A 26,985-nucleotide genomic window follows, 5' to 3' on the forward strand; every position below is an offset into this window, starting at 1 on the left:
GCCTCCGTCGGGGCTTGCCTCTAGGGCATGCCTTAACAAATATTCACAACCTCAACGATACCCAGTAAAAAAGGACCACTCATGAGTGAGACCGCGGATCGCGTTAAGAAAATCGTCGTCGAACATCTGGGCGTCGAAGCCGAAAAGGTGACCGAGGATGCAAGCTTCATCGATGATCTGGGCGCAGACAGCCTCGACATCGTTGAGCTGGTGATGGCGTTCGAAGAAGAATTCGGCGTAGAGATCCCTGACGACGCCGCCGAAAAGATCGGCACCGTCAAGGATGCGATCGATTATATCGACAGCAAGCAGTAAGAATGTTGTGCGGCTGACCGGGGGGTCGGCTGCCTGCGTTTTTTGAAGGAAATGGCTCCTCCTGTCCGGCGAATCCGGTCTTGGGGAGCCTTTTCGTATCTGGTGCACCGTTCACAAGCGCTCTCGAAGCAGCTAAGGAGCGGCCCAAACCTATGAAGATTTTCGGAGCAGATATATGCGTCGCGTAGTCGTAACCGGCCTCGGCATGGTGAGCCCGCTTGGCGGGAATGTCGAAACTACCTGGAAGAACATCCTTGCTTCGAAGTCCGGCGCTGCGACGATCGCGCGCTTCGACGCCAGCGAATATAAGTGCCGCATCGCCTGCGAAGTGAAGCCCGCCGACCATGAATATGGCTATGATCCGAGCCTGGACGTGGATCACAAGATCCAGCGTCAGGTCGATCCCTTCATCGTCTATGGCATCTCCGCTGCTAGCCAGGCGCTGCGCGATGCGGGCCTCGACAATATGAGCGAGGAAGAGCGTCTGCGCGCCGGTTGCTCCATCGGTTCGGGGATCGGTGGCCTGCCGGGCATCGAAAGCGAATCGCTGGTGCTGGCCAACAAGGGGCCGAGCCGCGTTAGCCCGCACTTCGTCCATGGCCGCCTCATCAACCTGATTTCCGGCCAGGTTTCGATCAAGTACGGTCTGATGGGTCCCAACCATGCGGTCGTTACCGCCTGTTCGACCGGCGCGCATTCGATCGGTGATGCCGCGCGCATGATCGCGATGGACGATGCCGACGTCATGCTGGCGGGTGGCGCGGAAAGCGCGATCTGCCCGATCGGCATCGCCGGTTTTGCTCAGGCACGCGCCCTGTCGACCGCGTTCAATGACACGCCGGAAAAGGCGAGCCGCCCCTATGACATCAACCGCGACGGCTTCGTCATGGGTGAAGGCGCTGGCGTGGTCGTGCTCGAAGAATATGAGCATGCCAAGAAGCGCGGCGCTCACATCTATGCCGAAGTCATCGGCTATGGCCTGTCCGGCGACGCCTATCACGTCACCGCCCCGCATCCAGAGGGTAGCGGCGGCTACCGCTCGATGGAAATGGCGCTCAAAAAGTCGGGCCTCAGCCTTGCCGACATCGACTATGTGAACGCGCATGGCACTTCAACCCCGCTTGGCGACGAGCTGGAGCTGGGCGCGGTCAAGCGCCTGTTCGGCGACAATATCTCGACCATGTCGATGAGCAGCACCAAGTCGGCAATCGGTCATCTTCTGGGCGGCGCGGGCGCCGTTGAAAGCATCTTCTGCATCCTCGCCATCCGCGACCAGATCGTGCCACCGACGCTGAACCTCGACGAGCCCAGCGAAAGCTGCGCGGGCGTCGATCTCGTCCCGCATGTGGCGAAGGAGCGGAAGGTGCGCGCTGTCCTCAACAACAGCTTCGGCTTTGGCGGCACCAATGCGTCGCTCATCATGAAGGCGATCTGAGGACAGAGCCATGCGGCGGTTCGGGCTGGTTATCCTTGCGATCGGCCTGGCCGTCGCCGCCTTCGTGGCGTTCCGCTTCGTCTATGGCTGGACCGAAGCAGGACCAGCCCCGCGCGACATAAGCGTCGTCGTGCCCGATGGAGCGACCGTAGCGGACGCCGCAGTCCTTCTGAAACAGGCGGGTGCGGTGCGCTCCGCCGACGCATTCCTAACCCGCACCAAGGTGTTCGGGCGCGGCAAGTCGATCAAGGCGGGCGAGTTCCTGATTCCCAAAGGTGCCAGCAACGCCGACATTTTCTCCATTCTCCAAGGAGGCAAGACGCTGACCCGGCTGGTGACCATACCGGAAGGGATGCCTTCGATAATGGTCCATGAACGGTTGATGGCGAATGAAGAACTGACCGGCGATGTCTCGGTCCCCGCAGAGGGCAGCGTGCTTCCCGACAGCTATGCGTTCGACAAGGGTGAAAGCCGCGCCGCTGTGCTCAAACGCATGCAGGACGCGATGACGCGCACGCTCACCAAGCTATGGGCCGAACGCGCGCCCAATAGCGTGGCGAAATCGCCCAAGGAGGCGATCATCCTTGCCAGCATTGTGGAAAAGGAAACCGCAGTCCCTGCTGAGCGGCCCACCGTAGCGGGCGTCTATGGCAATCGCCTGAAGGCCGGGATGATGCTTCAGGCCGATCCGACGATCATCTATCCCATCACCAAGGGCAAGCCGCTTGGCCGCCGCATCAAGAAGTCGGAGATCGCTGCCGTCAACGACTATAACACCTACGCGATGACTGGCCTGCCCAAAGGGCCGATCGCCAACCCCGGCAAGCTGTCCATCCTGGCGGTGCTGCATCCCGCCGAAACAAAGGCGCTCTATTTCGTCGCTGACGGGAAGGGCGGCCATATTTTTGCGGACACGCTCCAGCAGCATAATGAGAATGTCCGCAAATGGTTCGAAATCCGCCGCGCTCGCGGAGAGCTTTGAAAGCCACCTAATCCTCCCTGCGCGTAGCGTGGGGAGGGGAACCGCCGCGAAGCGGTGGTGGAGGGGAAATAGCACCTCCTCCGCTAATCACCGCAGCGTACCCCTCGCCCTCAACCGCACGGCATAAAGCCACTGCCCAACCGTAACAGCGAAGATCACCGCCGGAAACACCGCCGCCGCCGCGCCCTTCACCGCCCACAAATCGGTGCCCAAAAAGCTGTACCCGAACTGCACCGCGACAGCGACCATCGACAGCGCGAACAACGCCACCGCTGCCGCCTTTCGCAGCAACAATAGCATGGCTCCAGCCGTGCCTGCGCCCACCGCGACGGCATAGGCCGCCCAAGCCCAATCCGGCATCCCTGCAAAGATGCGGGCGGTGTAGGGATCGCTTTCCGCCAGCGCCGCCAGATCAGCGCCATATTGCATGGCAAAGGCCGCCACGCCGATCAAATTCCAGATCAGCAGGCCGATTGCGATGAATTTGAAGGATCGTGACGCGCTCATATGAGTTTCGCCTCCCTGAAGCCTTTGCCCACGTAGCCGACCATCATATAGATGCGTTTCACCGCATGAAAGCGATGCTGACCGGGAGATGATGAAATGCTCGGACGTTCCGTACCTGATGTAACGCTGAAGACCCGCGTGCGCGATGAAAGCGTCGGCGGCCCCAATCCTTTCCGCTGGCAGGATGTCCAGACGGGCGATCTGTTCAAGGGCAAGCGGGTAGTCGTATTCTCGCTGCCGGGCGCCTTCACGCCGACCTGTTCGACCGAACAATGCCCTGCTTTCGAACGCTTCTACGACGATTTCAAGGCGTTGGGCGTCGATGATGTCTATTGCATCTCGGTCAACGACGCCTTTGTCATGTACCAATGGGGCAAGCATCTGGGCGTCAGGAATGTGAAGCTGCTGCCGGACGGATCGGGCGACTTCACGCGCCGTATGGGCATGCTGGTGAAGAAGGACCATCTTGGATTTGGTGACCGGAGCTGGCGCTACGCCATGGTCGTCGATGACGGTCAGGTGGTCGCATGGTTCGAGGAGCCCGGCATCAACGATATCGGGGAGGATGATGATCCCTATGGCCAGACGAGCCCGGAACCGGTGCTGCAATGGTTGAAGGAACATCCGGCTGACTGAAAGCACGGGTACCGCGCCGATCGTAGTGACGGCGCTTATGGGAGCGGAGGACTTCGCCTGGGCGGATGGCCTCCGCCGCGCCCATTTCCCGCCGGAACGCAACAAGGTGCCCGCCCATATTTCGCTGTTCCATCATCTGCCGCCGACGCTGCTGCCGGAACTGAGCGATAGGATGAAGCGGTTGTGCGCAGCGCCATCGCCCCTCGCCATGATAACCGGCGTCATGTTGCTCGGCCGGGGCGTCGCATTTGGCCTTAATAGTGACGGTCTGGTCGCCATCCGGGATGAACTGGCCGAAGCTTTTTGGGGGTTGCTCACCCCGCAGGATCAAGCGCGTCCCCGCCTGCACATCACCGTCCAGAACAAGGTTGAGCCTTCGGTCGCTCGCGCACTTGCCGATAAGCTGAAGGCCGATTTCCAACCCCGCCCCCTTCGGATAGCGGGCCTTGCCGCCTGGTATTATCGCGACGATGGATCGTGGGATCTCGCCAAGAAGGTCAGCTTCCGCGCCGCCCGCATCCTTATATAGCTCAGACATGGGCCAGCGAAACCTTGATCGGGCGATCCGGGCGGCCTAAACCCCGCCGATGACCCACGCTTCTTATCCGGCGCTCCGCCTGCGCCGCACCCGCGCCGCCGCCTGGACCCGCGCGCTGCACGCCGAAAATCGCCTGCACCCGAGTAACCTCATCTGGCCGCTCTTTGTGACCGAAGGGCAGGGGGTGGAAGAGCCGATCGCGTCCCTTCCCGGCGTCTCGCGCTGGTCGGTCGATGGCATGGTGGCCCGCGCGCGGGAAGCCCGTGACGCTGGCATTCCCTGCCTCGCGCTGTTCCCTAACACGCAGGCTGATCGCCGCAGCGATGATGGGGAGGAAGCGCTTAACCCCGACAACCTCATGTGCCGCGCCATCCGCGCGATCAAGGACGCGGTGCCGGACATCGGCATCCTGACCGACGTCGCGCTCGATCCCTATACCGCCCACGGTCAGGACGGCCTGCTCGACGAGCAAGGCTATGTGATCAACGACGCCACGATTGACGTGCTGATCGGCCAGTCCCTCAATCAGGCAGCGGCGGGCGCGGACATCATCGCGCCCAGCGACATGATGGACGGCCGCGTCGGCGCGATCCGCGAGGCGCTGGAGGAAGAAGGCCATGCCAACGTCCAGATCATGGCCTATGCCGCCAAATATGCGAGCGCCTTTTACGGTCCGTTCCGCGACGCGGTCGGTTCCAGCGGCCTGCTGAAGGGCGACAAGAAAAGCTACCAGATGGACCCCGCCAACAGCGAGGAAGCCTTGCGCGAAGTCGCGCTCGACCTCGCGGAGGGCGCGGACAGCGTCATGGTGAAGCCGGGCCTTCCCTATCTCGACATCATCGCCCGGGTGAAGGACCGGTTCGAGGTGCCCGTATTCGCCTATCAGGTGTCGGGCGAATATGCGATGATCGAAGCCGCCGTCGCTGCGGGAGTGGGCAACCGCGACGCGCTGGTGCTGGAAACGCTGCTCGCGTTCAAACGCGCCGGTTGCTCGGGCGTTCTCACCTACCACGCGCTTCACGCCGCGCGGCTGCTGGGAGCCTGACGCCATGCCCGATCATCCGCACGCCGCCCATGCCGATCATCCCGGTGCCACCATCCTGACCTTTGGCGGCAAGACTCCTGTCATCCACCCCAGCGCCTTCATCGCGCCGGGCGCGCGCATCATCGGCGATGTGGAGATCGGGCCAGATAGCAGCATCTGGTATAATTGCGTCGTGCGCGGCGACGTCAACGCGATCCGCATCGGCGCGCGCACGAATATTCAGGACGGCAGCGTCATCCACTGCGACGGCCCCGATCCCGCCAAGCCGGATGGCTGGCCCACGATCATCGGCGATGATGTTCTGATCGGGCACATGGCAATGATCCACGGCTGCGAACTTAAAGACCGGGCGTTCGTTGGTCTTGGCGCGGTGGTGATGAACGGTTGCGTGATAGAAAGCGACGCGATGCTGGCCGCCGGAGCGCTGCTATCGCCCAACCGCACAGTCCCACACCGCCAGCTCTGGACCGGCCGCCCGGCCAAATATGTGCGCGATTTGAGCGATGAAGCGCTGATCGACATGCGCGAAGGCGTTGACCGCTATGTCCACAATGCGAAGGCCCACAAAGGCGCATTGAAGGCGGACGCCTGAACCACATACTTGCATCCGTTCGCCCTGAGCCTGTCGAAGGGCTTCACTTTCTTGAACAACAGAAAAGGGCTTCGACAAGCTCAGCCGGAACGGAAATATAACGTTCGCATAGCCCCAAAACTCAAGGCTGCGCCAGCCGCCCCTTCACCGCATCGATCCGGTCATTCTGCGCATCCACAATCGCCAGCGCCACCTTGCGCGCCGCATCGATCTGCTCCACCCCACCTTTGGCTTGGTCCTCCGCCAGCGCATTGCTGCGCTCGACATAAAGCGTGTCGAGGCTGGCGAGCGCCGAAACGCTATCGTTCCTCGCCGCCTCCAGCGCACTGATCGCAAGCTGTGCCGTGACCCAGGACTCGCTGGACACCGCCGCGCCCGACGCAGCCCGCGTTGCACGATCTGCGCCGGGCCACGCCTTGTCGAAAGCCGCATTGCCCGCCTGCGCCTGCGCTGCAAGTCGGTCAACCTGCGCCAGCAACGCTGGATCAGCCGCGATCGGTGCCGGAGGAGCCGGAGCTTCTCCCACCGGCGCATTCTCCACCGCCCGCTTGGCGAGTGAAGGATAGCCCGTCAGCGTCCCGGCACAGCCAGAAAGGAAAAGGGCGATGGAAGGGAGCAGCCTACGCAGGATCATGGCGCTGATCTAGGGCGGGAAATCCCGCTGTGCAATGGCGGCGGCGCGAAACGTCAGCGCGGCAGCGCCGCAGCCTCGCGCGCCAAAGCCTCGATCTTCGCGGCATCGACTGGCCCCTTGGGCACGACCCAGCTGCCGCCGACGCACTTCACAAAGGGTTCGGCCAGCCATTTGGGCGCGCTTTCCGCCGTGATGCCGCCCGTCGGGCAAAAGCGCGCGACATGCAGCGGCGCGGCCAGCGCCTTCAAAGCGGGCAGCCCGCCCGAAGTCTCCGCCGGGAAAAATTTGAAATGGGTAAGGCCCAGGTCTAGCCCGCGCATGATGTCGCCTGCCGTCGCCGTTCCGGGAAGGAACGGCACCCGCGCCGCGATCGCCGCCTTGCCCAGCGGTTCAGTGAGGCCAGGGCTCACGATGAACCGCGCGCCTGCCTCCATCGCCGCGTCCAGCTGCGACGGGTTCAGCACGGTGCCAGCGCCGACCACCGCGCCCTTGACCTTCGCCATCTCGCGGATCACGTCCAGCGCCGCGGGTGTCCGCAGCGTCACTTCCAGCGCGGGCAGGCCGCCCTTCACCAGCGCTTGCGCGATGGGAAGCGCGTCCTCCACCCGATCCACCACCAGCACCGGAATGACCGGCGCCAGCTCCATCACCTGTTCAACGCTGAGCGACATTATTTCTTCTCCCGAAAGGCGGCGGCCGCCCCGTACAGTCCAATCTCTTCATGCACCGCAAGGCGGATGGGCACTGTCGCCATCAGGCTTTCGAACCGCCCCTTGGCGATGAAGCGCCGATGAAAGCCGCTCTGTGGCAACAAGCCGCGCATCCGCTGGGTCAATCCGCCTGCCAGCACGACCGCGTTCGGCCCCTGCGCCAGCGCCAGGTCGCCCACGACCGATCCATAACAAAGACACAAGCGATCGAACGCCGCCCGGGCGAACTCGTCGGTGCCGTCGATCGCGGCCTGCCACAATTCGGCATCTTCCATCAGGATGACGCGGTCATGCCCGATGGTCGCCATTGCCTTGTAGATATTGTTGAGGCCCGGCCCCGACACGATCCGCTCGGTCGATACGCGCAGGAACTTGTCGCGCAGATAGGCGAGGATCTTCTCCTCCATCGTGTCGAGCGGCGCGAAGTCGATATGCCCGCCTTCGGTCGCGATCACATGCGGCTCGCCATCGTCGAACGCGATCATCGCGACGCCAAGGCCCGTCCCCGGACCCACCACCGTAACGCCGCCGTCGCGGGGGAAAGGCCGGTCCTGCCCGAACAGCAGCGGCAGATTGTCGTCCGGCAGGCGCGCGACGGCATGCGCCACCGCTTCGAAATCATTGACCAGCCGCATCTGCTTCAGGCCCAGTTCCTCGTCCAGCGTGTCGGGCCGGATCATCCAGCTGCTGTTGGTCAGCTTGATAACATCACGTCCGATCGCGGTGGCAAAGGCGATCGATGCCGCCTTGGGCAGATTGCCGCCTTCATCATGCGCGAAAGCGGCCCAGCAGGCTTGCAGGCTGGGGAAGTCGGCAACCTTGTATTTCCGCACCTTGCCCAGCGTCGGGACATTGCGCGCGTTCAGCTTGGCCCGTGCGAAGCGGGCGTTAGTGCCGCCAATGTCGGCAGCGATGATGTCGGTCATAGGACCACTCCAATCATGGCGTCATCCCAGCGTAAGCTGGAATCTCATGAGGCCGGGCCGTGCCCTCTCGCCTGAGACGCCAGCAATGCGCTGGCATGACGGGTGGGGGATTATAATTCAGCTTCCATCGCAGCCAAAATGGGCGAAGCGCCGCTTTCCGCCAGATCACTATGATGGCGGAAAAGCGCAAATAGTTCGCGGCCAGTGTCATAAGGAGCCGGCGGGGGCACGGGCATGTCCCGTGCGTCCCACTCCGCCGCATCGACCAGCGCCTCGATCAATCCCTTGTCAGCACAGACCCGCACCATGTCGCCATCGCGCAGCCTGCCGATCGGCCCGCCACCCAAAGCTTCGGGCGACAGATGAATGGCAGCAGGCACCTTGCCCGAAGCCCCCGACATGCGCCCGTCCGTCACCAGCGCCACGCGGAACCCGCGATCCTGCAAAACGCCCAGCGCCGGGGTCAGCTTGTGCAATTCCGGCATCCCGTTCGCGCGCGGCCCCTGAAAACGGACCACGACCACGACGTCGCGTTCCAACTCACCCGCCTTAAAGGCGCGCAGCACATCATCCTGATCGTGGAACACAGCCGCCGGAGCCTCGATGGTCCAGCGTTCCTTCTCGACCGCGCTCACCTTCATGACGCAGCGGCCCAGATTGCCCGCCAGCAGGCGCATGCCGCCATCAGGGCTGAAGGCGCTCGACACCGGCCGCAGGATGGCGTCATCGCGCGATACCGGAACGTCACGCCATCGCAGCGCCTCATCCTCCAGCACCGGCTCCTTGCCATAATCGGTCAGGTCGGCCCGAGCGACCGTCATGATGTCCCGGTGCAGCAGTCCATTGTCCAGCAGTTCGCGGATGACGAAGGACATGCCGCCAGCCATGTGGAAATTGTTCACATCGCCCGCGCCGTTGGGATAGACCCGCGCCAGCAGCGGCACGACATCGGAAATTTCCGCAAAGTCGGTCCAATCGACGCTGATCCCTGCCGCCCGCGCTATCGCTGGCACATGGATCGCATGGTTGGTCGATCCGCCGGTAGCCATCAGGCCGATGATGGCGTTGACGATCGCCTTCTCATCGACGCAATGGCCGAGCGGCCGGTAATCATCGCTGTCCCATCCGATGCTGGCTAGCCGATGCACCGCCGCCCGCGTCAGTTCGCTGCGCAGCTTCGTGCCCGGATTGACGAAGGACGCGCAGGGCATGTGCAGCCCCATCACTTCCATCATCATCTGATTGCTGTTGGCCGTGCCGTAGAAGGTGCAGGTGCCCGCGCCATGATAGCTGGCGCTTTCGGACTCCAGCAGCTCCTCCTTGCCGACCTTCCCCTCGGCATAAAGCTGGCGGATTCGCACCTTTTCCTTATTCGCAAGGCCCGAAGGCATCGGCCCGGCGGGAATCAGGATCGTAGGCAGATGCCCGAAACGCAGCGCGCCGATCAGCAGCCCCGGCACGATCTTGTCGCATATGCCCAGCAGCGCCGCACCCTCGAACATCGCATGGCTGAGCGATACCGCCGTCGCCAGCGCGATCGTGTCGCGCGAAAAGAGCGAAAGGTCCATGCCCGCCTGTCCCTGCGTCACCCCGTCGCACATGGCGGGCACGCCGCCCGCCACCTGCGCCGTCGCGCCGACCTCACGCGCTGCGATCTTGATCGCTTCGGGGTAACGACCATAGGGCTGATGCGCCGACAGCATGTCATTATAGGCCGTGACGATGCCGATGTTCATCGCGCTGCCGGTGCGGATCACTGGCTTATCCTCGCCACTCGCCGCAAAGCCATGGGCAAGGTTGCCGCAGGACAGCTGCGCGCGGTTGGTCCCGGCGTCGCGACCACGCTCGATCAGGTCCAGATATTTGAGGCGCTGCCGGGCGCTCCGCTCGACAATGCGGTCGGTGACCTTGGCGATCACCGGATGTAGGTCAGTCATGCCAGCTGGCTCCGTCTCGTTCAATCAGGGCAATGGCCGAAGACGGCCCCCAGTTCCCCGAAGCATAGGGCGATGGCTTCACCCCCGCCTCCTTCCAGCCGTCGATGATGGAATCGATCCATGTCCACTGCGCTTCCACCTCGTCCCGGCGCACGAACAAAGTCTGGTCGCCCGCCAGCAGGTCCAGGATCAGGCGCTCATAGGCAATCCGCCGCCGCTGCCCTGCAAACGCGGCGGTCAGCGACACGTCCAACGTCACTTCCTCCAGATGGACGTCGCGCTCCAGCCCCGGCCTTTTGCTCATGATCAGCAGGCGGATATATTCGTCGGGCTGAAGCCGGATGATCAGCGTGTTGGGCTCCAGCCCTGAACCCCCGCCCGAATGCTGCCCGTCGCGGCCGAATATCGAATGGCGCACAGGCTTGAACTGAATCTGGATTTCCGACTGTCGCGTCGGCATCCGCTTGCCCGTGCGCAGGTAGAATGGCACGCCCTGCCAGCGCCAATTGTCGATATGGGCCTTCAACGCGACGAAGGTTTCGGTGTCCGACGGCTTGCCCAATTCGTCACTATAGCCGGTGACGATCTCACCGCCGACCGCGCCCGGCGAATATTGCCCGCGCACGCTGTTGGTCTTGACGGTTTCCGCCGTCATCGGGCGTAGCGACCGCAGGACTTTGACCTTCTCGTCGCGCACAGCGGTCGGGTCCATGCGGGCAGGGGGCTCCATCGCGATGATCGACAGGATTTGCAGCACATGGTTCTGCACCATGTCACGCAGCGCGCCGACTCCGTCATAATAGGACACCCGGCCTTCCAGCCCGACGGTCTCGCCCACCGTGATCTGCACATGGTCGATCGCCGTGGCATTCCACAACGGCTCGAACATCACATTGCCAAAGCGCAGGGCGAGCAGGTTCTGCACCGTCTCCTTGCCCAGATAATGGTCGACCCGGAAAATCTGGCTCTCATCGAACAACGCGCCGATGCCGTTGTTGACCTCCTTCGAAGAAGCGAGGTCCTTGCCGATCGGCTTTTCCATCGCGATCCGCGTCGTCGGCGTAATGAGACCCGCGTCCGCCAGCCCCTGCGCCGTGGGCGCGAAGAGGGAAGGGGGCGTCGACAGATAGACCGACAACCCGCGATCCGCCCGTCCGTCGAGCCGCTTTGCCAGCTTCTTGAACTGCTCGGCCTTCCCCGCTTCGACCGGCTGATAACCGATCATCGCCTTCAGCCGCTCCGCGACTTCCGCATCATAGCGATCGGCGCCGACGAACTTCTGCAGCGCCTTGTCGATGTCCGCGCGGAAGGCTTCGTCATCCATCTCCGTGCGGCCCGACGCCACGATCATGAAGTCATCGGGCAGCAGACCGTCGACTAGGAGGTTATAGAGCGAAGGAAAGATCATGCGGTGCGCCAGATCGCCGGTGGCACCGAAAAGCAGGAACGTGGCAGACGGATCGGTCAAAGGATGCCCTTTTCCGTTTTGAGGAATTTTCAGGTCTGCACGAAACGGTCCTATAGCGGTCCGGTTTCGTTACGCAAGCAGGCTATCGGCGCCGGGCAGCCCCTGCAACCGTCCGACAGCCTTATCCTGCACCCCGGCTGATTTTTGTCTGGACGCTGGCACCTGATTTTGCCATTTGGCGCGGGCAGGCCATGCACGCGGGCGTGGTGAAACTGGTAGACGCGCCGGACTCAAAATCCGGTTCCGAAAGGAGTGTCGGTTCGATTCCGACCGCCCGCACCATCCTTCATCGATGAAAAAGAAAGACCCGGCAGCACGAAGCTGCCGGGCCAAGTGGGACTTTTACCAGGTAAAAGCCTCGGGTCGCGCGGCTTCCCTAGCGCAAAAAGATGACAGTTCCAGTTAATCGGCAGCGGTCCATCCATAATGGATCAAACAGCGCCGGATGGCCGGTCAACATTCACATCGCCGTTCTTTGAGCAGAGCTCAAAGAGCTTCACGTCATGCCAGCGAAAGCTGGCATCTCCGGCGATAGGGCACGGCTCAGCCTACCGAGATCTCAGCTTACGCTGGGATGAGATCACCTTCTAAGAACTTCCTCCGCGTCTCCGCGTGAAAAACCCTAAGCCCGTCGCTGCTGAGCCGCAAACCAAGGCACCAGCCGCCGGATCGCCTCCTCCACCCGGTCGGTCGACACGGCAAAGCTGATCCGGATATGCCGGTGCCCATCGACAGGATCAAAATCGATCCCCGGCGCCGTCGCCACGCCTGTCTCCTCCAGCAACCTTCGGCAAAAGCCAAGGCTGTCGTCCGTCAAATGCCCCACATCGGCATAGATGTAGAAGGCCCCATCCGGCGGCGCGATTTCCTTGAGGCCGAGCGCGGGCAGCGCCGCCAACAACAATTCCCGATTCCGACGATAACTCGCGACGTGCCCCTCAAGCTCAGCGAGGCAGTCAAAAGCCTTCAACCCCGCATGCTGGGCGAGGGAAGGGGGCGTCAGGAACAAATTCCCCATCCGCGCCCGCGCCGCCTCCACCAGCGCCTTCGGAAACACCACCCAGCCAAGCCGCCACCCGGCCATGGAAAAATATTTCGAAAAGCTGTTCACGACCACCGTATCGGGCGCGAACTCCAGCATCGAATGCGCCGCCTCGCCATAGGAGAGGCCGTGATAAATCTCGTCCGACACGATCCTGATCCCGCGCCGCGCGCAAACCTCCGCGATTCGCGCCATCTCGTCAGCGGGAATGATCGTGCCCGTGGGATTGGCCGGACTCGCGATGATCACGCCGTCGGGCGCGGGCTCCATCGCCTCCAGAGCCGCCGCGCTGATCTGATACCGCTCGGCAGGCCCGCAATCCACCTCGACCGGCTCCAGATACAGCGCCCTTAACGTGTTGCGATAAGCGACATAGCCCGGCCGCGCCGTCGCCACCCGCGCGCCCGGCGCGAACAGGCAACTGAGCGCCAGCACCAGCCCCGGCGAAGCGCCGCAAGTCAGCAAAATCTGCTCCGCCGCCACCGTCACGCCATAACGCTCCCGGTACAGCAGCGCGATCCGCTCTTTCAGCGCCGGGCTCTCCCAATAGCCCATTGGATCGCTGTCCAGCACCCGATGCGCCTCGGCAATCGCAGCGGCAGGCGCGCCGGTCGATGGCTGGCCGAACTCCATATGGAGGATGGAGCGCCCTTCGGCCTCCAGCCGATGCGCCTCCACCCCGATCGCGATGGCATGAAAAGGATCGATCTGCGCAATCATGCGCCTCACTCCGAAATCCAGACCTCGACCGAAACGCCATGCTGGCACAGCGCCACCCGGATCGGCAGCTCCTCAACTGGCCCACCGGCCAGCGCCCGGTCGTAAACCGCCTTCTTCGCCACACCACCGATTTGCAGGAAGATATGCCGACTCTTCAGGATCGCCTTGGCGCTCAAAGACATGCGCTGATGCGGCGCGGCAGGCGGCGTCACGGCCAGCGTCAGGGCGCTAGTGGTTAGCCCCTTGGCCAACTCCTTCGCCTCCGGGAACAGCGAAGCCGTATGCCCATCCTCGCCCATCCCGAGCAGCACGATGTCCAGCGGCCAGGGCAACTCGGCCAGCGCCGCCTCACACGCCGCTTGTCCAGCATAGGCATCGGCCGCGTCATTCTTCATGCCAACGAACCGCGCCTTCGCCGCTGCGCCCTGCAACAGCGTCTCGCGAACCAGCCGTTCATTGCTGTCCGCATGATCGGGCGCCACCCATCGCTCATCGACCAGCGTCACGACGACCTTGTCCCACTCCAGCGCCGCGCCCGACAGCGCCTCCAGCACCGGCCGGGGCGACCGCCCGCCGGACAGCGCGATCGTCGCCACCCCCCGCGCTGCGATCGCATCGCCAAGCACGAACTCGATCCGCCGCGCCATATCTGCAGCGGCCAAAGCGCCATCGATGAAAAGATGTTCAGTGGGCATCGCGATCGCCCCTTATGTCCGTCAGTTTGCGCTCCCACGCCAGCGCATGCGTGACGATCTGGTCCAGATCGGCATAGCGCGGCTGCCACGGAAATTCCGCCATGATCGCCCGATTGTCGGAGATCAGCGAGTCCGGATCGCCTGCGCGCCGCCCCTCCATCCGCCGTTCGATCTTGATGTTCGTCACCCGATCGACCGCATCCAGCACTTCCAGCACCGAAAAACCGCGCCCATAGCCGCAATTGAGCAGATAATTCTGCTCCGGCTTGGCCATCAGAGCATCCAGCGCCAGCACATGCGCCGCCGCCAGATCGGTCACATGGATATAGTCGCGCACGCCCGTCCCATCCGGCGTATCGAAATCGGTGCCGAACACCGACACAAACTCCCGCTTACCCAGCGCCGCCTCGACCGCCACCTTGATGAGATGCGTCGCGCCCGCCGTCGACTGACCCGTCCGCCCCTGCGGATCAGCGCCCGCGACGTTGAAATATCGCAGCGCGCAGAAGTTCATCGCATGCGCCGCGCTGACATCGCGCAGCATATATTCGGTCATCAGCTTCGACATGCCATAGGGATTGATCGGCCGCTGCGGCGTCGTCTCCTTGACCGGACTTTCCTCCGGAATGCCATAGGTCGCGGCGGTCGAGGAAAAGATGAAATGCGGCACGCCAACCGTCACCGCGCTTTCGATGAGGTCGCGGGTCTTCGCGCTGTTGTTGTGATAATATTTGAGCGGATTTTCGACCGATTCCGGCACCACGACGGAGCCTGCAAAATGCATGATCGCCTTAACGTCATGATCGCGCAGAGCCTGCTGCACCAGTGGCTGGTCGGCAATATCGCCCTCAACGAAGGCCACATCGTCCGGCACCGCCCAACGAAAACCCGTCACCAGATTGTCGATCACGACGACGCCATACCCAGCATCGCGCAGCGCCAGCACAGCATGGCTTCCAATATAACCGGCACCACCCGTGACCAGAACCGTGGGCTTTTCGCTCATAAAAAGGACGTCTCCCGAAAATGTCGGGCGAGACCTAACCCACTGTCCGAACGATTAACAGCCTTCCGTGTTGCGCTGCGAGATCATCTGAACGAACGCCGCGACCGGGGACACGGCTTACCCCCACCCAACCCCGTTCGTCCTGAGCTTGTCGAAGGACTTTTCTTCTTGGAAGGAGAGGGGCTTCGACAGGCTCAGCCCGAACGGGGGAGAGGAACCTAAACCATCAGCTCAGCTCTCAAGCCGCCGCAGCCTTCGCCCCTCCATCATAGAAGGTTGCCCCGCTAGCCGCCATATCCTGCAACTGCACGGTCGGCGCAAAGCGATCCCCATGCCGCGCCGCCAGCCGCTCCAGCACAGCCACCACATGCCCGATGCCAACCGTGTCCATGTGACTGAACGGCCCGCCCGTCCAAGGCGCAAAGCCCCAGCCGAAGATTGCGCCCAAGTCGCCATCCTCCACCGTCTCCAGCACACCTTCCTCATAGCAGCGGGCGCATTCGATCAACTGCCGATAAAGCAGCCGTTCCTTCACTTCCTCCACATCAGGCTGCACCGCCGCACGCGGGAACATGTCATCCAACCCCGCCCACAGATGCTTCTTCCCGCCCTCAGGATAATCGTACCAGCCCTTCGCGCTCTTGCGGCCCAGCCGCCCCATCTCGACCATCCGCGCCATCACCGCATCGGACGGCTGCGCTACATAGGCGTCACCCAATTCCTTCTGCGCGGCGACGACGATCTTGTGGCCCAGCTCGATCGACACCTCGTCGCCGACAGCCAGGGGGCCAACCGGCATCCCCAACTGCCGCCCCGCATTTTCAATAAGCGCCGGGTTGATCCCCTCGGCCACCATCTCCACACCTTCCTGCACATAGGTGCCGAAACAGCGTGAGGTATAGAAGCCGCGCGAGTCATTGACGACGATCGGAGTCTTCTTGATCTGGCTGACGAAATCCAGCGCCTTGGCGATTGCGGCCGGGCCGGTTTCCTTGCCCAATATGATCTCGACCAGCGGCATCTTTTCCACGGGCGAAAAGAAATGGATGCCGATGAAATTGGCGGGCTTGCTCCATGCCTTGGCCAGCTTGGTGATCGGCAGCGTCGATGTGTTGGACCCGAAGATCACATCAGGCCCTAAAACCTCCTCGACCTTCTTCGTGACCTCGGCCTTGATCGCCACATCTTCGAACACCGCCTCGATCACGAAGTCCGCTCCCGCGAGCGCCGCATAGTCGGTCGTCGGTGTGACGCGTGCCAGAGTCTCCGCCAACTTCTCGGGCGTCATGCCACGGCCCAGCCGCTTCTTCAGCACATCCTCGACATGCGCCTTGCCCTTTTCAGCATAGGCGAGGTCGCGGTCGAACAGCATGACCTCCATGCCTGCCTGCGCTGCCACCGTCGCAATCCCCGCGCCCATCATGCCCGCGCCCAGCATGGCGAGCTTCTTCGTCGGCGCCTTGGGCTGGTCCTTCGGCCGCCGCGCGCCGCGTTCGGCGGCATTCTTGTTCACGAACAGGCTGCGGATCATGTTCGCCGCCTGCGGATCGGCCGCGACCTTGGCGAAATATTTACTCTCCACCCGGATCGCCCGGTCGAACGGCAACAGCGCGCCTTCATAGACAGCGGACAGCAGAGCGACCGGCGCGTTCATGTTCCGCTGGGTCTGCTTCAGCGTCATAGGCACCGCGCCGACCATCGTCTGCACGAAGCCGGGGTTGAAAGCCCCCGCGCCACCGGGGAACTTGAAGCCCTTCACGTCCCACGGCTGCGCGTTGGCGGACGGGTTTGCCTTTACCCATTCCTTCGCCTTCTCGACCGCCGTGCCCTGCGGCACCACTTCATCGACGGCCTTCAGCATCGCCGCCTCTGCGGGCCGGAACAGCTTGCCCTGCAACATGTACATCAGCGCCGCCTGCACGCCGATCAGGCGCGGGAAGCGCTGCGACCCGCCGCCGCCAGGGAAGAGGCCAATCAATATCTCCGGCAACCCAAGCTGTGTCTTGGGACTATCGCCGACCACGCGCCGATGACAGGCCAGCGCGAGCTCAAAACCGCCCCCGACGCATGTGCCCTCAATGGCGCAGGCCACCGGCCTGCCGCATGTTTCCAGCCGTCGAAACAGCTGATTGAGCACGAAAACCTTGTCAAAAATCTCGGCCGGGGCAGGGCGCTTGCCCCCACCGCTCGCCAGCATCGACCCGAAATATTTAAGGTCCATACCCGCCATGAACCCACTGTCCTTGCCCGAAGCAATGACCGCGCCCTTGATCGCCTCTTCCGAACCGATGCGCGTGATCGCCGCATCCAGATCGGCGATGAAATCCGGCCCGATGACGTTCATCGACTGGCCCGGCACATCGATGGTCAGCGTGGCGATACCGTCTGCATCGATGTCGAAATTGATGGTCTGCATAATTGGCTCCCTAAAGCCCCTCCCCTTTAAGGGAGGGGTTGGGGTGGGGGGTGTCCGCGCTATCGTTGCGCCTGGACTGCCCACCCCCTAACCCCCTCCCGCAAGCGGGAGGGGGAACAATCTCGCTCAAACCCGCTCGATAATAATCCCGGTTCCCATGCCCGCACCGACGCACAGGTTCACCAGTGCCGTGCCCTTGCCGGACCGTTCCAGCTCATCCAGCGCTGTGCCCAGCACCATCGCCCCGGTCGCGCCAAGTGGATGGCCCATGGCAATCGCGCCGCCATTCACGTTGATCTTGTCATGATCCAAATCCATCGCCTGCATGTAGCGCAGCACGACGCTCGCAAAGGCTTCGTTCAGTTCCCACAGGTCGATGTCATGACTGCTCATCCCCGCCCGGTTGAGCAGCTTGCCCGCGACGAATTCCGGCCCGGTCAACATGATCAGCGGCTCGGACCCGATCGACGCCATGGCCCTGATCCGAGCGCGGGGCTTCAGCCCATATTTCTCGCCCATATCCTTGTTGCCGACCAACACCGCAGCCGCGCCATCGACGATGCCGCTGCTGTTGCCCGCATGATGGACATGGTTCACCCGCTCCAGCTCGGGATATTTGAGCAGCGCGATCGCGTCGAAGCCCGGCATTTCCTCGCCCAGCGCCGCAAAGCTCGGCTTCAGCGCCGCAAGCGACTGCATCGTCGCGTCGGGCCGCATATGCTCATCATGGTCCAGCACCACCGAGCCGATCACGTCGCGAACAGGAATGATCGACTTGGCGAACCGCCCTTCATCCCACGCGACCTTCGCCCGCCGCTGGCTCTCTACCGCATAAGCGTCGGCGTCGTCGCGGCTGATGCCGAACTTGGTTGCGATCACATCGGCCCCAATGCCCTGCGGGGCGAAATAGGTCTTGTAGGCGACCGCCGGGTCCATCGCGATCGCGCCGCCGTCCGATGACATCGGCACCCGGCTCATCGATTCGACACCGCCGCCGATCGCCAGGCCCGCTTCGCCCGAATAGACCTTCGCCGCAGCCATGTTCACCGCTTCCAGCCCCGATGCGCAGAAACGGTTGATCTGCACCCCCGGCACCGTCTGCTCATAATCGGCGTTCAGTACGGCCGCGCGGGCGATGTCCCCGCCTTGTTCGCCTATCGGTGTGACGCAACCCAGTATCACATCGTCCACGTCAGCCGTGTCGATGGCGTTGCGGTCCCGCACCGCCTGCAGTACCTGGGTCGCCAGCTGGACAGGGGTGATCTCATGCAACGATCCGTCCGGCTTGCCCCGGCCACGGGGCGTCCTCACGGCATCGTAGATAAAGGCTTCCATCGCTCTGTCATTCCTCTCCGCTTGGCGTCCGGCGCGCCGCAAATGTATTTACGTTTACGTAAAGTGCAAGCCTATTCGCTTTAACATTGAACTGCTTCCCTTCCTTCCGCGTTTGACGCTCCAATCGTTTTCGGGTTCATGCATTTTTCGTGTCAGAGGCAGATTCTCCTCCAGCGCCATCGCCCTTCGCCATCCCCATCTTCCGCGCGGTATGGTTCGCCAGCCTCGCGTCCAACTTCGGCGGGTTGATCCAATCGGTCGGCGCTGCGTGGATGATGACCTCGCTGTCGGGCTCCCCCATGCTCGTCGCGCTGGTGCCGGCATCGACCACCTTGCCGATCATGCTGCTCTCGTTATGGGCAGGCGCGGTCGCGGATAATCTCGACCGCCGCCTCGTCATGCTCGCCTGCCAGCTCTCGATGCTGCTGGTATCGGCGTTGCTCGCCCTGTTCGCGTGGCTCGGGCTGCTCACCCCTTGGTCGCTCCTCGCCTTTACATTCCTCGTCGGCTGCGCCACCGCCATCAACGGCCCGGCGTGGCAAGCATCGGTCGGTGACATGGTCCCGCGTTCCCAACTGCCCAGCGCCGTCGCGCTCAACAGCATGGGCTTCAACCTTGCGCGCAGTGTCGGTCCCGCACTCGGCGGCATCATCGTCGCAGCGGCAGGCGCTGCCGCCGCCTTCCTCACCAATGCGCTGAGCTACATTGCCCTGACTGTCGTACTCCTCCGCTGGCAGCCGGAACGCGGGCCGAAACTCCTTCCGCGCGAACGCCTCGGCCTCGCGATGAGGGCGGGTGTGCGCTATGTGGCCATGTCGCCGAAGATACAACTGGTCCTCCTGCGCGCCGCAGCCTTCGGCATTGGCGCGAGCGCGGTGTCCGCCCTCATGCCTCTAGTGGCGCGCGACCTATTGAAGGGCGACGCCCTTACCTTCGGCATCCTGAGCGGCGCGTTCGGCATAGGCGCAGTCCTCGGCGCGCTCTCGTCAGGCAGGCTCCGCCGCCGCTTCGCCATCGAAACCATCGTGCGCTCGGCCGCCCTTGCGCTGGCCATCGGAACCGCGATCACAGCTTCCACTGGCTGGCTGCTTGTGACCATAGCAGGACTCCTGCTCTGCGGCGCAGGCTGGGTCATCGCGCTGTCGACCTTCAACGTGTCGGTCCAGATGTCCGCTCCCCGCTGGGTGCTGGCGCGGGCCGTCGCGCTTTACCAGATGACAGCTTTCGGCGGCATGGCGCTGGGCGCCTGGCTGTTCGGCTGGCTGGCGGAACATATGGGCGTGGTGACGTCGCTCTACGTCGCCGCCGGGGTGCAGTTCGTGGCGGCGATGGTCGGCCTTTTCCTGCCGCTATCCCAGACCGGCGATGAAAATCTCGACCTTCTGAACCGCTGGCAGGAACCGCAAACCTCCGTGCCAATAGAACCCCGCAGCGGGCCGGTTGTCATCACCATCGAATATCGCATTCCGGCGGGTTCCGTCGTGCCTTTCCTCACAGCGATGAGCGAGCGCCGCCGCATCCGCCGCCGCGATGGCGCGCATGGCTGGTCGCTCCTCAGGGACTTGGCCGATCCCGAATTATGGGTCGAGCGTTATCACGTCTCGACCTGGCTGGACTATGTCCGCCACAATAGCCGCCGGACCATGGCCGATACCGCCAATTCCGACGCTCTTGCGTTGCTGCACAGCGGACCTCATCCGCCAGTCGTTCACCGCATGCTGGAACGGCAGACCGGCTCGCTGCCGATCGGCCGGATGCCTGACGTGCGGGAGATGGACGACCCGATGACCGACCCCACCCGGTCGAGTTGATCGCCTATCCGTGCGGCAGGTCGTCCGGCGTGTCGATATCGACCAGCGAACTGCTCATCGCTTCGATCTGAAGCCCTCGGCTTAACAACGCCCTCGCGCCCTGATCACCGCGCAGTGTCAGCAACTCGGGAAAATGCTTTCGTCCGATGAAGGCGGGCGGCAAGGAAGAAAAGCCATCCGTACTCGCCACCACCGACCGCACATCCTCCGCCGCCAGGCATATCCGGTTATAATGTGACTGCGGCACATAGGGCATGTCGGCCAGGCAGATGAGAATGCCCCGGCAGCGCCTGATCGGCATGACATGGTTTACGGCCAGCACGATACTGCTCGCCAGCCCTTCTTCAGGCTTGTCATTGACCAATATGCTGTAACCACGCCTCTCCAGTTTCCGATGAATATCGGGAGCATCGGCGATGGGCCGCGTCACCGCCACCAGTTCTGCGAAGGCGAGGGAGGCGACGGCTTCCAGCGTATGGGCAACGACCGGCTTGCCATTGAGATCAGCCATCAGCTTGTCCGCCTCGCCAAAGCGCGACGACATCCCTGCGGCCAGCAACACGGCTGCGATACGTTCAGTCCGCACGCCTCAGCCTTGATGCCATGGGTGGGGGAAGGGCGACGGGACGGCCATGCTTATCGGATCGGCTTCTTGTGATGCGCGTTGATGTGCCACCCGGCATGACCCCTGTCCATAGTCCCGGTAAAGGGGGCTGGCGTTCCGCAAACATAGCCGCCATATGCGCCCTGAACAAAGATAATGAGGAGTAGTGCCGTCCATGGACTATGATCCCGATGCCGAGGCTGTAGGCGAAGCGATTAAGGAAGTTGTGCCCGCGAAAGTGGCGGAAGCTATCCGCACCTTGATCCGCTGGTCGGGCGACAATCCCGAACGGGAGGGGCTGCTGGAAACGCCCGAACGCGTCGCGCGGGCGTGGCGCGAATATTGCCGTGGCTATGGCGACGATCCGGCTTTCCATCTGTCGCGCATCTTCCATGAAGTGGGCGGCTATGACGACATCGTGCTGCTCAAGGACATTCCGTTCCAGTCGCATTGCGAACATCATATGGCGCCGATCATCGGCCGCGCGCACATCGCCTATCTGCCCGGCAAATATGTGGTGGGCATTTCAAAGCTGGCGCGCGTTCTGCACGCCTTCGCCAACCGCCTTCAGGTTCAGGAACGCCTGACCGCCGAAGTCGCCAACTGCATCTGGGAGCATCTGAAGCCGCAGGGAGTGGCCGTCGTGATCGAGGCGACGCATGGCTGCATGACGGGGCGGGGCGTTCGCACGCCCAATGTCCTGATGAAGACCAGTCGCATGCTCGGCGTATTCCGCGAGGACGAAAAAAGTCGCGAGGAAGTGCTGAAGCTCATCGAATCGTGAACGACGAGGAAACACCCGCTTACCGGCCCCTTGGCGGCGCGCGCGGGCAGGCCGAAGGGCCGCTGCCGCTGGCGAACAAGCGGTTGGCGCTGATCACCGGCGGCCACAGGCGGCTGGGCGGCGTCATTGCCGCCGGGTTCGCGCGCGTCGGCTATTCCCTCGCAATCCATGGCAGCCATGACACGCGGCTGGACTCGGCGCTTGCCCTGACCCTCGATGAAAATGGCACGGAATGGGACGGCTTTACCGCCGACTTCTCCGATCCTGAAAGCGCCGAGGAACTCGTCGCCAAGGTCGCAGAACGCTTCGGCCGTCCGCCCGACATATTGGTAAACAGCGCCGCGATTTTCGGTCAGGACCGGCTGGATAATGTCTCCGCCGACGATCTCATGCGGCATTATGCCGTCAACTGCGCCGCGCCCGCGTTGCTCACAAAATCGTTCGCAACCATCCCGGCCGGGGTCGCGGATCGGTGCATCATCAATATCCTTGATCAGCGGATCGATCATCCGCACGCCGATCAGCTGGCTTACACCTTGTCGAAGTCGGCGCTGGCGGGGCTAACCCGCCTTTCCGCCGCCAGCCTTGCCCCACATATCCGGGTCAATGCAGTCGCGCCCGGTCTCACCATCGCCACGCCCGATTATGATGAGGCACAGATGGAACGGCTGCAATCGGCCATGCCGCTCGGCCGCTTGCCGCTGGCGGAGCAGATTGCAGAAGCGGTCCTCTATCTGGCGCAGGCGAGCGCCGTCACCGGGCAGACGCTTTATGTCGATGGCGGCGCACATATGCGCAGCTACGACCGCGACTTCATGCATATGGGACGGTGATCGGCGGCTCTTGCTGCCGCGTTGCACCGCAGATTTGAAGGAAACCTAACGATGACTTTCGAAACGATTTTGGTCGAACAGCGCGAAGCGGTGACGCTGGTTACGCTTAACCGTCCGCAGGCGCTGAACGCGCTCAACACGCAGGTGCTGGCGGACCTGAGCGCTGCTTTCGCGGCCTATGACGCTGACCCCTCACAACTGTGCCTGGTTCTGACCGGCAGCGAAAAGGCATTCGCCGCAGGTGCGGACATCAAGGAAATGGTCAGCAAGGAAGCCGCCGACTTCTTCCTGGAGGACTTTTTTTCCGGCTGGCAAAAACATGTGGTGGCAACGCGCAAGCCGTGGATCGCGGCTGTCGCGGGCTTTGCGCTGGGCGGCGGGTGCGAACTGGCCATGATGGCCGACTTCATCATCGCGGCGGACACGGCCAAATTCGGTCAGCCGGAAATCAAGCTTGGCGTCGCACCCGGCATGGGCGGGTCGCAGCGCCTGACCAAGGCGGTCGGCAAGGCGAAGGCGATGGAAATGTGCCTCACCGGCCGCATGATGGGCGCGGAAGAAGCCGAGCGTTCGGGCCTGGTCTCGCGCATCGTACCGGCGGCCGAGCTGCTGGATGACGCGCTCAAGACCGCTGCGGCCATTGCTTCCATGCCCCCCATGGCCACTATGGTGAACAAGGAGATGGTGAACCTCGCCTTCGAAACCATGCTGGAGCAGGGGCTACTGACCGAAAGGCGCCTGTTCCAGCTGCTCACCGCGACGGAAGATCGGGTAGAGGGCATGACCGCCTTCGTCGAGAAGCGCCCGGGTGTTTGGAAGGGCCGCTAACCGGCGCGAAAAAAAATATCCACACTTATCCACAGCTTTAGACAGGGACTGTCGCTGAACCGTCAGATTCCGCTTTGAACGACTCACATTTGGTGAGACCTTCGGCTTATCGAAACGAAAGAAGAAACGGAGAAATCCGGATCATCAAATCGGCGATCATATCAAAGATTTGACTGACGTTTCGGTCATCAGGCTGAAATTGGAACTGCAAGGTTCGAATGGAAACTGATGGTCTTCTAAAGACCTGTCATGCACGCGCGAAAGCGAACGTCGGACATGGAATTTTTGAAGACAGCTGCGGAATATGGCGAATAGCCGGACAGCCGGAGCAAACACGATGCCAAACCTTCTCGGTAGAAGCATCGCGCGCCGAGTCCGATGATCGCATCCTGAAAGGGAAGCGGATCCGGGACACGACGGAAGTGGGGACCGACAGCAATGTCGGCCCCCATTTTGCTTTTGGGCTGCCCTGCGCGGTTCCCCATTATCCTAAAGTCTATGTCTCTTTATTGCCAATCCATCGGCGCGGCTCTTCTGTACTCTATGATGAGGATAGAGAAGGATCGCATCATGGATAACCAGCTGAATTCGTCGGTAACGGAGGACAGACGCAATTTTCTGAAGACCTGCGGCAGATTCGCTGCAACGGTCCCGCCCGCCATGACCATCCTTTTGTCCACTTCGCTAAGCTCCGAAGCCATCGCCGCATCCAGTGGCGGTGGGGGCGGAGGCGACCGAGGCCCCAGGGACAGCGGCGCCAAACCCGGCCTCGATTCCACGCCCAAATATGGCTCGCTGGACACCGGGATAAAGACGGTGGAAGTGCCACGGGATAAACCGCGCACGTAGGTCTCACCGATCTGTGTAAAACCCGTCCTGCAAGAGCGATGGTGCCGGCTAGAGGGTTCGAACCCCTGACCCCCTGATTACAAATCAGGTGCTCTACCAACTGAGCTAAGCCGGCACGTCTTTTGGACGGAAAAGCGCCTTACTATCAGATGACACCGAACGTCCAGCCCTCCGTTGCGGCAATATGTGGATTGAGTGCGGGTGGGGTCCAGATGCTGGGTCTTGGCGCGACGTTGCGCATCCACGCGGCAGTGACGATCGCGTCCGCGCCATGATCGTCCGGCGGCAATCCCTCATAAGGCTGAGAGCCGAGCGTAGATAGCGCATCGTCCAAAGTGCCAAGATCCCGCATCTTCGTCCGCCCCTTGGGCCGCCCCGCCGCCCTTGCCGCGATGCTGGTATAAATCTCCACCACCAGCGAACCCTCGCGTGGCGCAGGGTCGAAAGGCCAGACGGGAACATGATCCCGCACATGATGGAGCAGGCGCATCCCCGCAAAGCTCGCCTTCGCCACCTGAGCCGCGCCGATCGCGTCATAGACGGTGGAGGGCTTGCCCCCACCGCCCGCATTATAATGCGCTTCGCACACCCGGTTGTGCATGAAGTCCGCCTTCACCCCGTCCGCCTTGCCGAAGTAGAAATGGCGGCGGTGCGTGACGTGCAGCAGGCTGGCCGCACCCAGATCGGAATCATCGCAAACGCGATCCACATAGGCCCAGAAGTCAGGCCCCGTCACCGGCACCTCATCGCCCGGCAGATAAGCCTCCCGCGCCACGAAGGGCGGCGCGAAGCTGAAATCGAATCCGAACAGCGTCGGCGCTTCGGCAGCCGCCGCGATCAACCATTCCGCAACAGCGCAACGGGACCAGAAGCCTCCGCCATCCGGATGGATAAGCCGGGGCACAGCATCGCCACGCTCGCACAGCGCGACCGCTATCCCCTTGTGCTGCACCCCCTTCGCGCCCGACCAATCGATCGCGGCATAACGGGCGAAGCGCGGAGTCATTCGCCTTCGCCGCGCTCGGCCCGCAGCTTGTCCCAATAAGCCATGCGCTCGGCTATCCGCGCCTCAAACCCACGATCGGTGGGCGCAAAGAAAGTCTGCGGCTCCATCTCTTCGGGCCAATAATTGTCGCCCGAAAAGCCCTCTGCACTGTTATGATCATATTGATAGCCCTTGCCATAGCCGATCGTCTTCATCAGCCGGGTAGGGGCGTTCAGGATATTCTTCGGCGGCATCAGCGACCCGGTATCCCGCGCCGACTTCCATGCCGCCTTCATCGCCGCATAGGCCGCGTTCGACTTGGGAGCCGTCGCGCAATAGAGGCACGCCTGCACGATCGCCAGCTCCCCCTCCGGGCTTCCCAGAAAGTCATAGCTGTCCTTGGCAGCCAGACATTGCACCAGCGCCTGCGGATCGGCGAGCCCAATATCCTCGCTCGCAAAGCGCACCAGCCGCCGCAGCACATAAAGCGGCTGCTCCCCCGCCGTCAGCATCCGCGCCAGATAGTAGAGCGCCGCCTGAGGGTCCGATCCGCGCAGCGCCTTGTGCAGCGCCGAGATCAGATTGTAATGCCCCTCCCGATCCTTGTCATAAACCGCCATGCGCCGGTGCAGCAGCGCCGACAGCCCAGCGGGATCAAGCGGCTCGCTTATGTCGATCGAATAGAGCGTCTCAACCTGATTGAGCAGGAATCGCCCGTCGCCATCCGCACTCGCCAGCAAAGCATCCCGCGCCGCCGGAGTGAGTGGCAAAGGCCGCTGCGTGATCGCCTCCGCACGCTCCAGCAACAGCTCCAGCGCGGCGGCATCCAGCCGGTGCAGGATCAGCACCTGCGCCCGTGACATCAACGCCGCGTTCAATTCGAAACTGGGGTTCTCCGTCGTCGCGCCGACCAGAGTCACGGTCCCATCCTCGACAAAGGGCAGGAAACTGTCCTGCTGCGCTCGATTGAACCGATGAATCTCGTCCACGAACAGCAGCGTCTTGTCCCCGCGCCGCGCATGCTCCTTGGCCGCTGCAAAGACCTTCTTGAGGTCCGCCACGCCCGAAAATACTGCGGAGATCGGCTCGAACCGCATATCCACTGCATCGGCCAGCAGCCGTGCGATCGTCGTCTTGCCCGTACCCGGAGGCCCCCACAGGATGATCGAAGACAGCCGCCCCGCCGCCACCATTCGCCCGATCGCGCCTTCCGGCCCGGTCAGATGCTCCTGCCCCACGACATCGGCCAAAGTACGAGGCCGCAGGCGGTCGGCCAGCGGCGCATTCTCCCCGGCGTCACCGGGCTCGTTCACGGCATCGGAAGCAAAAAGATCGACCATCGCCCCGATATA

25 protein-coding genes and 2 tRNA genes are annotated in these 26,985 nt (G+C 62.8%); 12 read left to right on the top strand and 15 right to left on the bottom strand.

What is annotated here, in order from left to right:
* Positions 1-81 precede the first annotated feature (81 nt).
* The 3 genes from ACZ5U1_RS03285 (at position 82) to mltG (ending at position 2,732) form a co-directional block, all read left to right on the top strand.
* Positions 82-315, top strand: coding sequence for an acyl carrier protein (locus tag ACZ5U1_RS03285; RefSeq protein WP_006950224.1), 234 nt, complete (start codon positions 82-84; stop codon positions 313-315).
* 175 nt (positions 316-490) lie between these two features.
* Complete coding sequence (gene fabF, locus ACZ5U1_RS03290) at positions 491-1,750, top strand: beta-ketoacyl-ACP synthase II (protein WP_464779354.1); 1,260 nt, start codon at positions 491-493, stop codon at positions 1,748-1,750.
* Between the two features lie 10 nt (positions 1,751-1,760).
* Positions 1,761-2,732 carry an endolytic transglycosylase MltG gene (gene mltG, locus ACZ5U1_RS03295; RefSeq protein WP_464779355.1) on the top strand — a complete coding sequence of 324 codons (972 nt, stop codon included), beginning with the start codon at positions 1,761-1,763 and terminating at the stop codon, positions 2,730-2,732.
* Positions 2,733-2,819: 87 nt separating this feature from the next.
* Here the strand turns inward: mltG and ACZ5U1_RS03300 are convergent, their stop codons facing one another.
* Complete coding sequence (locus ACZ5U1_RS03300) at positions 2,820-3,239, bottom strand: sugar transporter (protein ID WP_464779356.1); 420 nt, start codon at positions 3,237-3,239, stop codon at positions 2,820-2,822.
* Positions 3,240-3,335: 96 nt separating this feature from the next.
* Here ACZ5U1_RS03300 and ACZ5U1_RS03305 point away from each other — a divergent pair, with 96 nt between their 5' ends.
* The 4 genes from ACZ5U1_RS03305 to ACZ5U1_RS03320 are packed head-to-tail and all read left to right on the top strand — an operon-like array spanning position 3,336 to position 6,050.
* Complete coding sequence (locus tag ACZ5U1_RS03305; protein ID WP_464779357.1) at positions 3,336-3,875, top strand: redoxin family protein; 540 nt, start codon at positions 3,336-3,338, stop codon at positions 3,873-3,875.
* A 37-nt stretch (positions 3,876-3,912) separates the two neighbouring features.
* Positions 3,913-4,404 carry a 2'-5' RNA ligase family protein gene (locus ACZ5U1_RS03310; RefSeq protein ID WP_464779358.1) on the top strand — a complete coding sequence of 164 codons (492 nt, stop codon included), beginning with the start codon at positions 3,913-3,915 and terminating at the stop codon, positions 4,402-4,404.
* A 58-nt stretch (positions 4,405-4,462) separates the two neighbouring features.
* Entirely contained in the window at positions 4,463-5,458 is a 996-nt protein-coding gene (gene hemB, locus ACZ5U1_RS03315) for a porphobilinogen synthase (RefSeq protein WP_464779359.1), read from the top strand.
* Between the two features lie 4 nt (positions 5,459-5,462).
* Complete coding sequence (locus ACZ5U1_RS03320; protein WP_464779360.1) at positions 5,463-6,050, top strand: gamma carbonic anhydrase family protein; 588 nt, start codon at positions 5,463-5,465, stop codon at positions 6,048-6,050.
* Between the two features lie 121 nt (positions 6,051-6,171).
* Here ACZ5U1_RS03320 and ACZ5U1_RS03325 read toward each other — a convergent pair whose 3' ends face one another.
* From ACZ5U1_RS03325 to zwf, 5 genes are all read right to left on the bottom strand, one after another.
* Positions 6,172-6,684 (bottom strand): hypothetical protein, encoded by a 513-nt coding sequence (locus tag ACZ5U1_RS03325; protein WP_464779361.1) that lies wholly within the window; start codon positions 6,682-6,684, stop codon positions 6,172-6,174.
* A 53-nt stretch (positions 6,685-6,737) separates the two neighbouring features.
* Positions 6,738-7,355 carry a bifunctional 4-hydroxy-2-oxoglutarate aldolase/2-dehydro-3-deoxy-phosphogluconate aldolase gene (gene eda / locus ACZ5U1_RS03330; RefSeq protein WP_464779362.1) on the bottom strand — a complete coding sequence of 206 codons (618 nt, stop codon included), beginning with the start codon at positions 7,353-7,355 and terminating at the stop codon, positions 6,738-6,740.
* A complete protein-coding gene (gene glk, locus ACZ5U1_RS03335; protein WP_464779363.1) occupies positions 7,355-8,320 on the bottom strand; it encodes a glucokinase in 966 nt (321 codons plus the stop codon). Before glk ends, eda begins: the two co-directional genes overlap by 1 nt.
* A 110-nt stretch (positions 8,321-8,430) precedes the next feature.
* On the bottom strand, positions 8,431-10,257 hold the full coding sequence (gene edd / locus ACZ5U1_RS03340) for a phosphogluconate dehydratase (RefSeq protein WP_464779364.1): 1,827 nt from the start codon (positions 10,255-10,257) through the stop codon (positions 8,431-8,433).
* A complete protein-coding gene (zwf, locus tag ACZ5U1_RS03345; RefSeq protein ID WP_464779365.1) occupies positions 10,250-11,725 on the bottom strand; it encodes a glucose-6-phosphate dehydrogenase in 1,476 nt (491 codons plus the stop codon). Before zwf ends, edd begins: the two co-directional genes overlap by 8 nt.
* A gap of 197 nt (positions 11,726-11,922) precedes the next feature.
* Between zwf and ACZ5U1_RS03350 the strand changes: the two genes are divergently transcribed.
* A tRNA-Leu gene (locus ACZ5U1_RS03350) sits at positions 11,923-12,007 on the top strand.
* A 340-nt stretch (positions 12,008-12,347) separates the two neighbouring features.
* On the opposite strand, the gene ACZ5U1_RS03355 is transcribed toward ACZ5U1_RS03350, so the two are convergent.
* From ACZ5U1_RS03355 to ACZ5U1_RS03375, 5 genes are all read right to left on the bottom strand, one after another.
* Positions 12,348-13,487: an aminotransferase class I/II-fold pyridoxal phosphate-dependent enzyme gene (locus tag ACZ5U1_RS03355; RefSeq protein ID WP_464779951.1), complete on the bottom strand. Its 1,140-nt coding sequence runs from the start codon at positions 13,485-13,487 to the stop codon at positions 12,348-12,350.
* A 5-nt stretch (positions 13,488-13,492) separates the two neighbouring features.
* Positions 13,493-14,182: a 6-phosphogluconolactonase gene (gene pgl, locus ACZ5U1_RS03360; RefSeq protein ID WP_464779366.1), complete on the bottom strand. Its 690-nt coding sequence runs from the start codon at positions 14,180-14,182 to the stop codon at positions 13,493-13,495.
* Entirely contained in the window at positions 14,172-15,188 is a 1,017-nt protein-coding gene (gene galE, locus ACZ5U1_RS03365) for a UDP-glucose 4-epimerase GalE (protein ID WP_464779367.1), read from the bottom strand. The genes pgl and galE overlap by 11 nt, the downstream gene beginning before the upstream one ends.
* Before the next feature lie 238 nt (positions 15,189-15,426).
* On the bottom strand, positions 15,427-17,604 hold the full coding sequence (locus tag ACZ5U1_RS03370) for a 3-hydroxyacyl-CoA dehydrogenase NAD-binding domain-containing protein (RefSeq protein ID WP_464779368.1): 2,178 nt from the start codon (positions 17,602-17,604) through the stop codon (positions 15,427-15,429).
* A gap of 126 nt (positions 17,605-17,730) precedes the next feature.
* Complete coding sequence (locus tag ACZ5U1_RS03375; protein WP_464779369.1) at positions 17,731-18,939, bottom strand: acetyl-CoA C-acetyltransferase; 1,209 nt, start codon at positions 18,937-18,939, stop codon at positions 17,731-17,733.
* A gap of 149 nt (positions 18,940-19,088) precedes the next feature.
* On the opposite strand from ACZ5U1_RS03375, the gene ACZ5U1_RS03380 reads away from it, so the two are divergent.
* Positions 19,089-20,750, top strand: a complete 1,662-nt coding sequence (locus ACZ5U1_RS03380) for an MFS transporter (protein ID WP_464779370.1) — start codon at positions 19,089-19,091, stop codon at positions 20,748-20,750.
* Positions 20,751-20,754: 4 nt separating this feature from the next.
* Here the strand turns inward: ACZ5U1_RS03380 and ACZ5U1_RS03385 are convergent, their stop codons facing one another.
* Positions 20,755-21,336 carry a nucleotidyltransferase family protein gene (locus ACZ5U1_RS03385; RefSeq protein ID WP_464779371.1) on the bottom strand — a complete coding sequence of 194 codons (582 nt, stop codon included), beginning with the start codon at positions 21,334-21,336 and terminating at the stop codon, positions 20,755-20,757.
* Between the two features lie 193 nt (positions 21,337-21,529).
* On the opposite strand from ACZ5U1_RS03385, the gene folE reads away from it, so the two are divergent.
* Genes folE through ACZ5U1_RS03400 form a run of 3 tightly spaced genes read left to right on the top strand, consistent with a single transcriptional unit; the run spans position 21,530 to position 23,799 of the window.
* Positions 21,530-22,138, top strand: coding sequence for a GTP cyclohydrolase I FolE (gene folE / locus ACZ5U1_RS03390; RefSeq protein WP_196225909.1), 609 nt, complete (start codon positions 21,530-21,532; stop codon positions 22,136-22,138).
* Positions 22,135-22,971, top strand: a complete 837-nt coding sequence (locus ACZ5U1_RS03395) for an SDR family oxidoreductase (protein WP_464779372.1) — start codon at positions 22,135-22,137, stop codon at positions 22,969-22,971. Before folE ends, ACZ5U1_RS03395 begins: the two co-directional genes overlap by 4 nt.
* A gap of 51 nt (positions 22,972-23,022) precedes the next feature.
* A complete protein-coding gene (locus ACZ5U1_RS03400; protein WP_464779373.1) occupies positions 23,023-23,799 on the top strand; it encodes an enoyl-CoA hydratase-related protein in 777 nt (258 codons plus the stop codon).
* Positions 23,800-24,687: 888 nt separating this feature from the next.
* Here ACZ5U1_RS03400 and ACZ5U1_RS03405 read toward each other — a convergent pair.
* The 3 genes from ACZ5U1_RS03405 to ACZ5U1_RS03415 form a co-directional block, all read right to left on the bottom strand.
* Positions 24,688-24,763, bottom strand: a tRNA-Thr gene (locus ACZ5U1_RS03405).
* Positions 24,764-24,793: 30 nt separating this feature from the next.
* Positions 24,794-25,654 (bottom strand): hypothetical protein, encoded by an 861-nt coding sequence (locus ACZ5U1_RS03410; protein WP_464779374.1) that lies wholly within the window; start codon positions 25,652-25,654, stop codon positions 24,794-24,796.
* Entirely contained in the window at positions 25,651-26,973 is a 1,323-nt protein-coding gene (locus ACZ5U1_RS03415; protein WP_464779375.1) for a replication-associated recombination protein A, read from the bottom strand. The genes ACZ5U1_RS03410 and ACZ5U1_RS03415 overlap by 4 nt, the downstream gene beginning before the upstream one ends.
* Between the last annotated feature and the right edge of the window lie 12 nt (positions 26,974-26,985).

Source organism: Sphingobium sp. TomTYG72 (genome assembly GCF_055394715.1).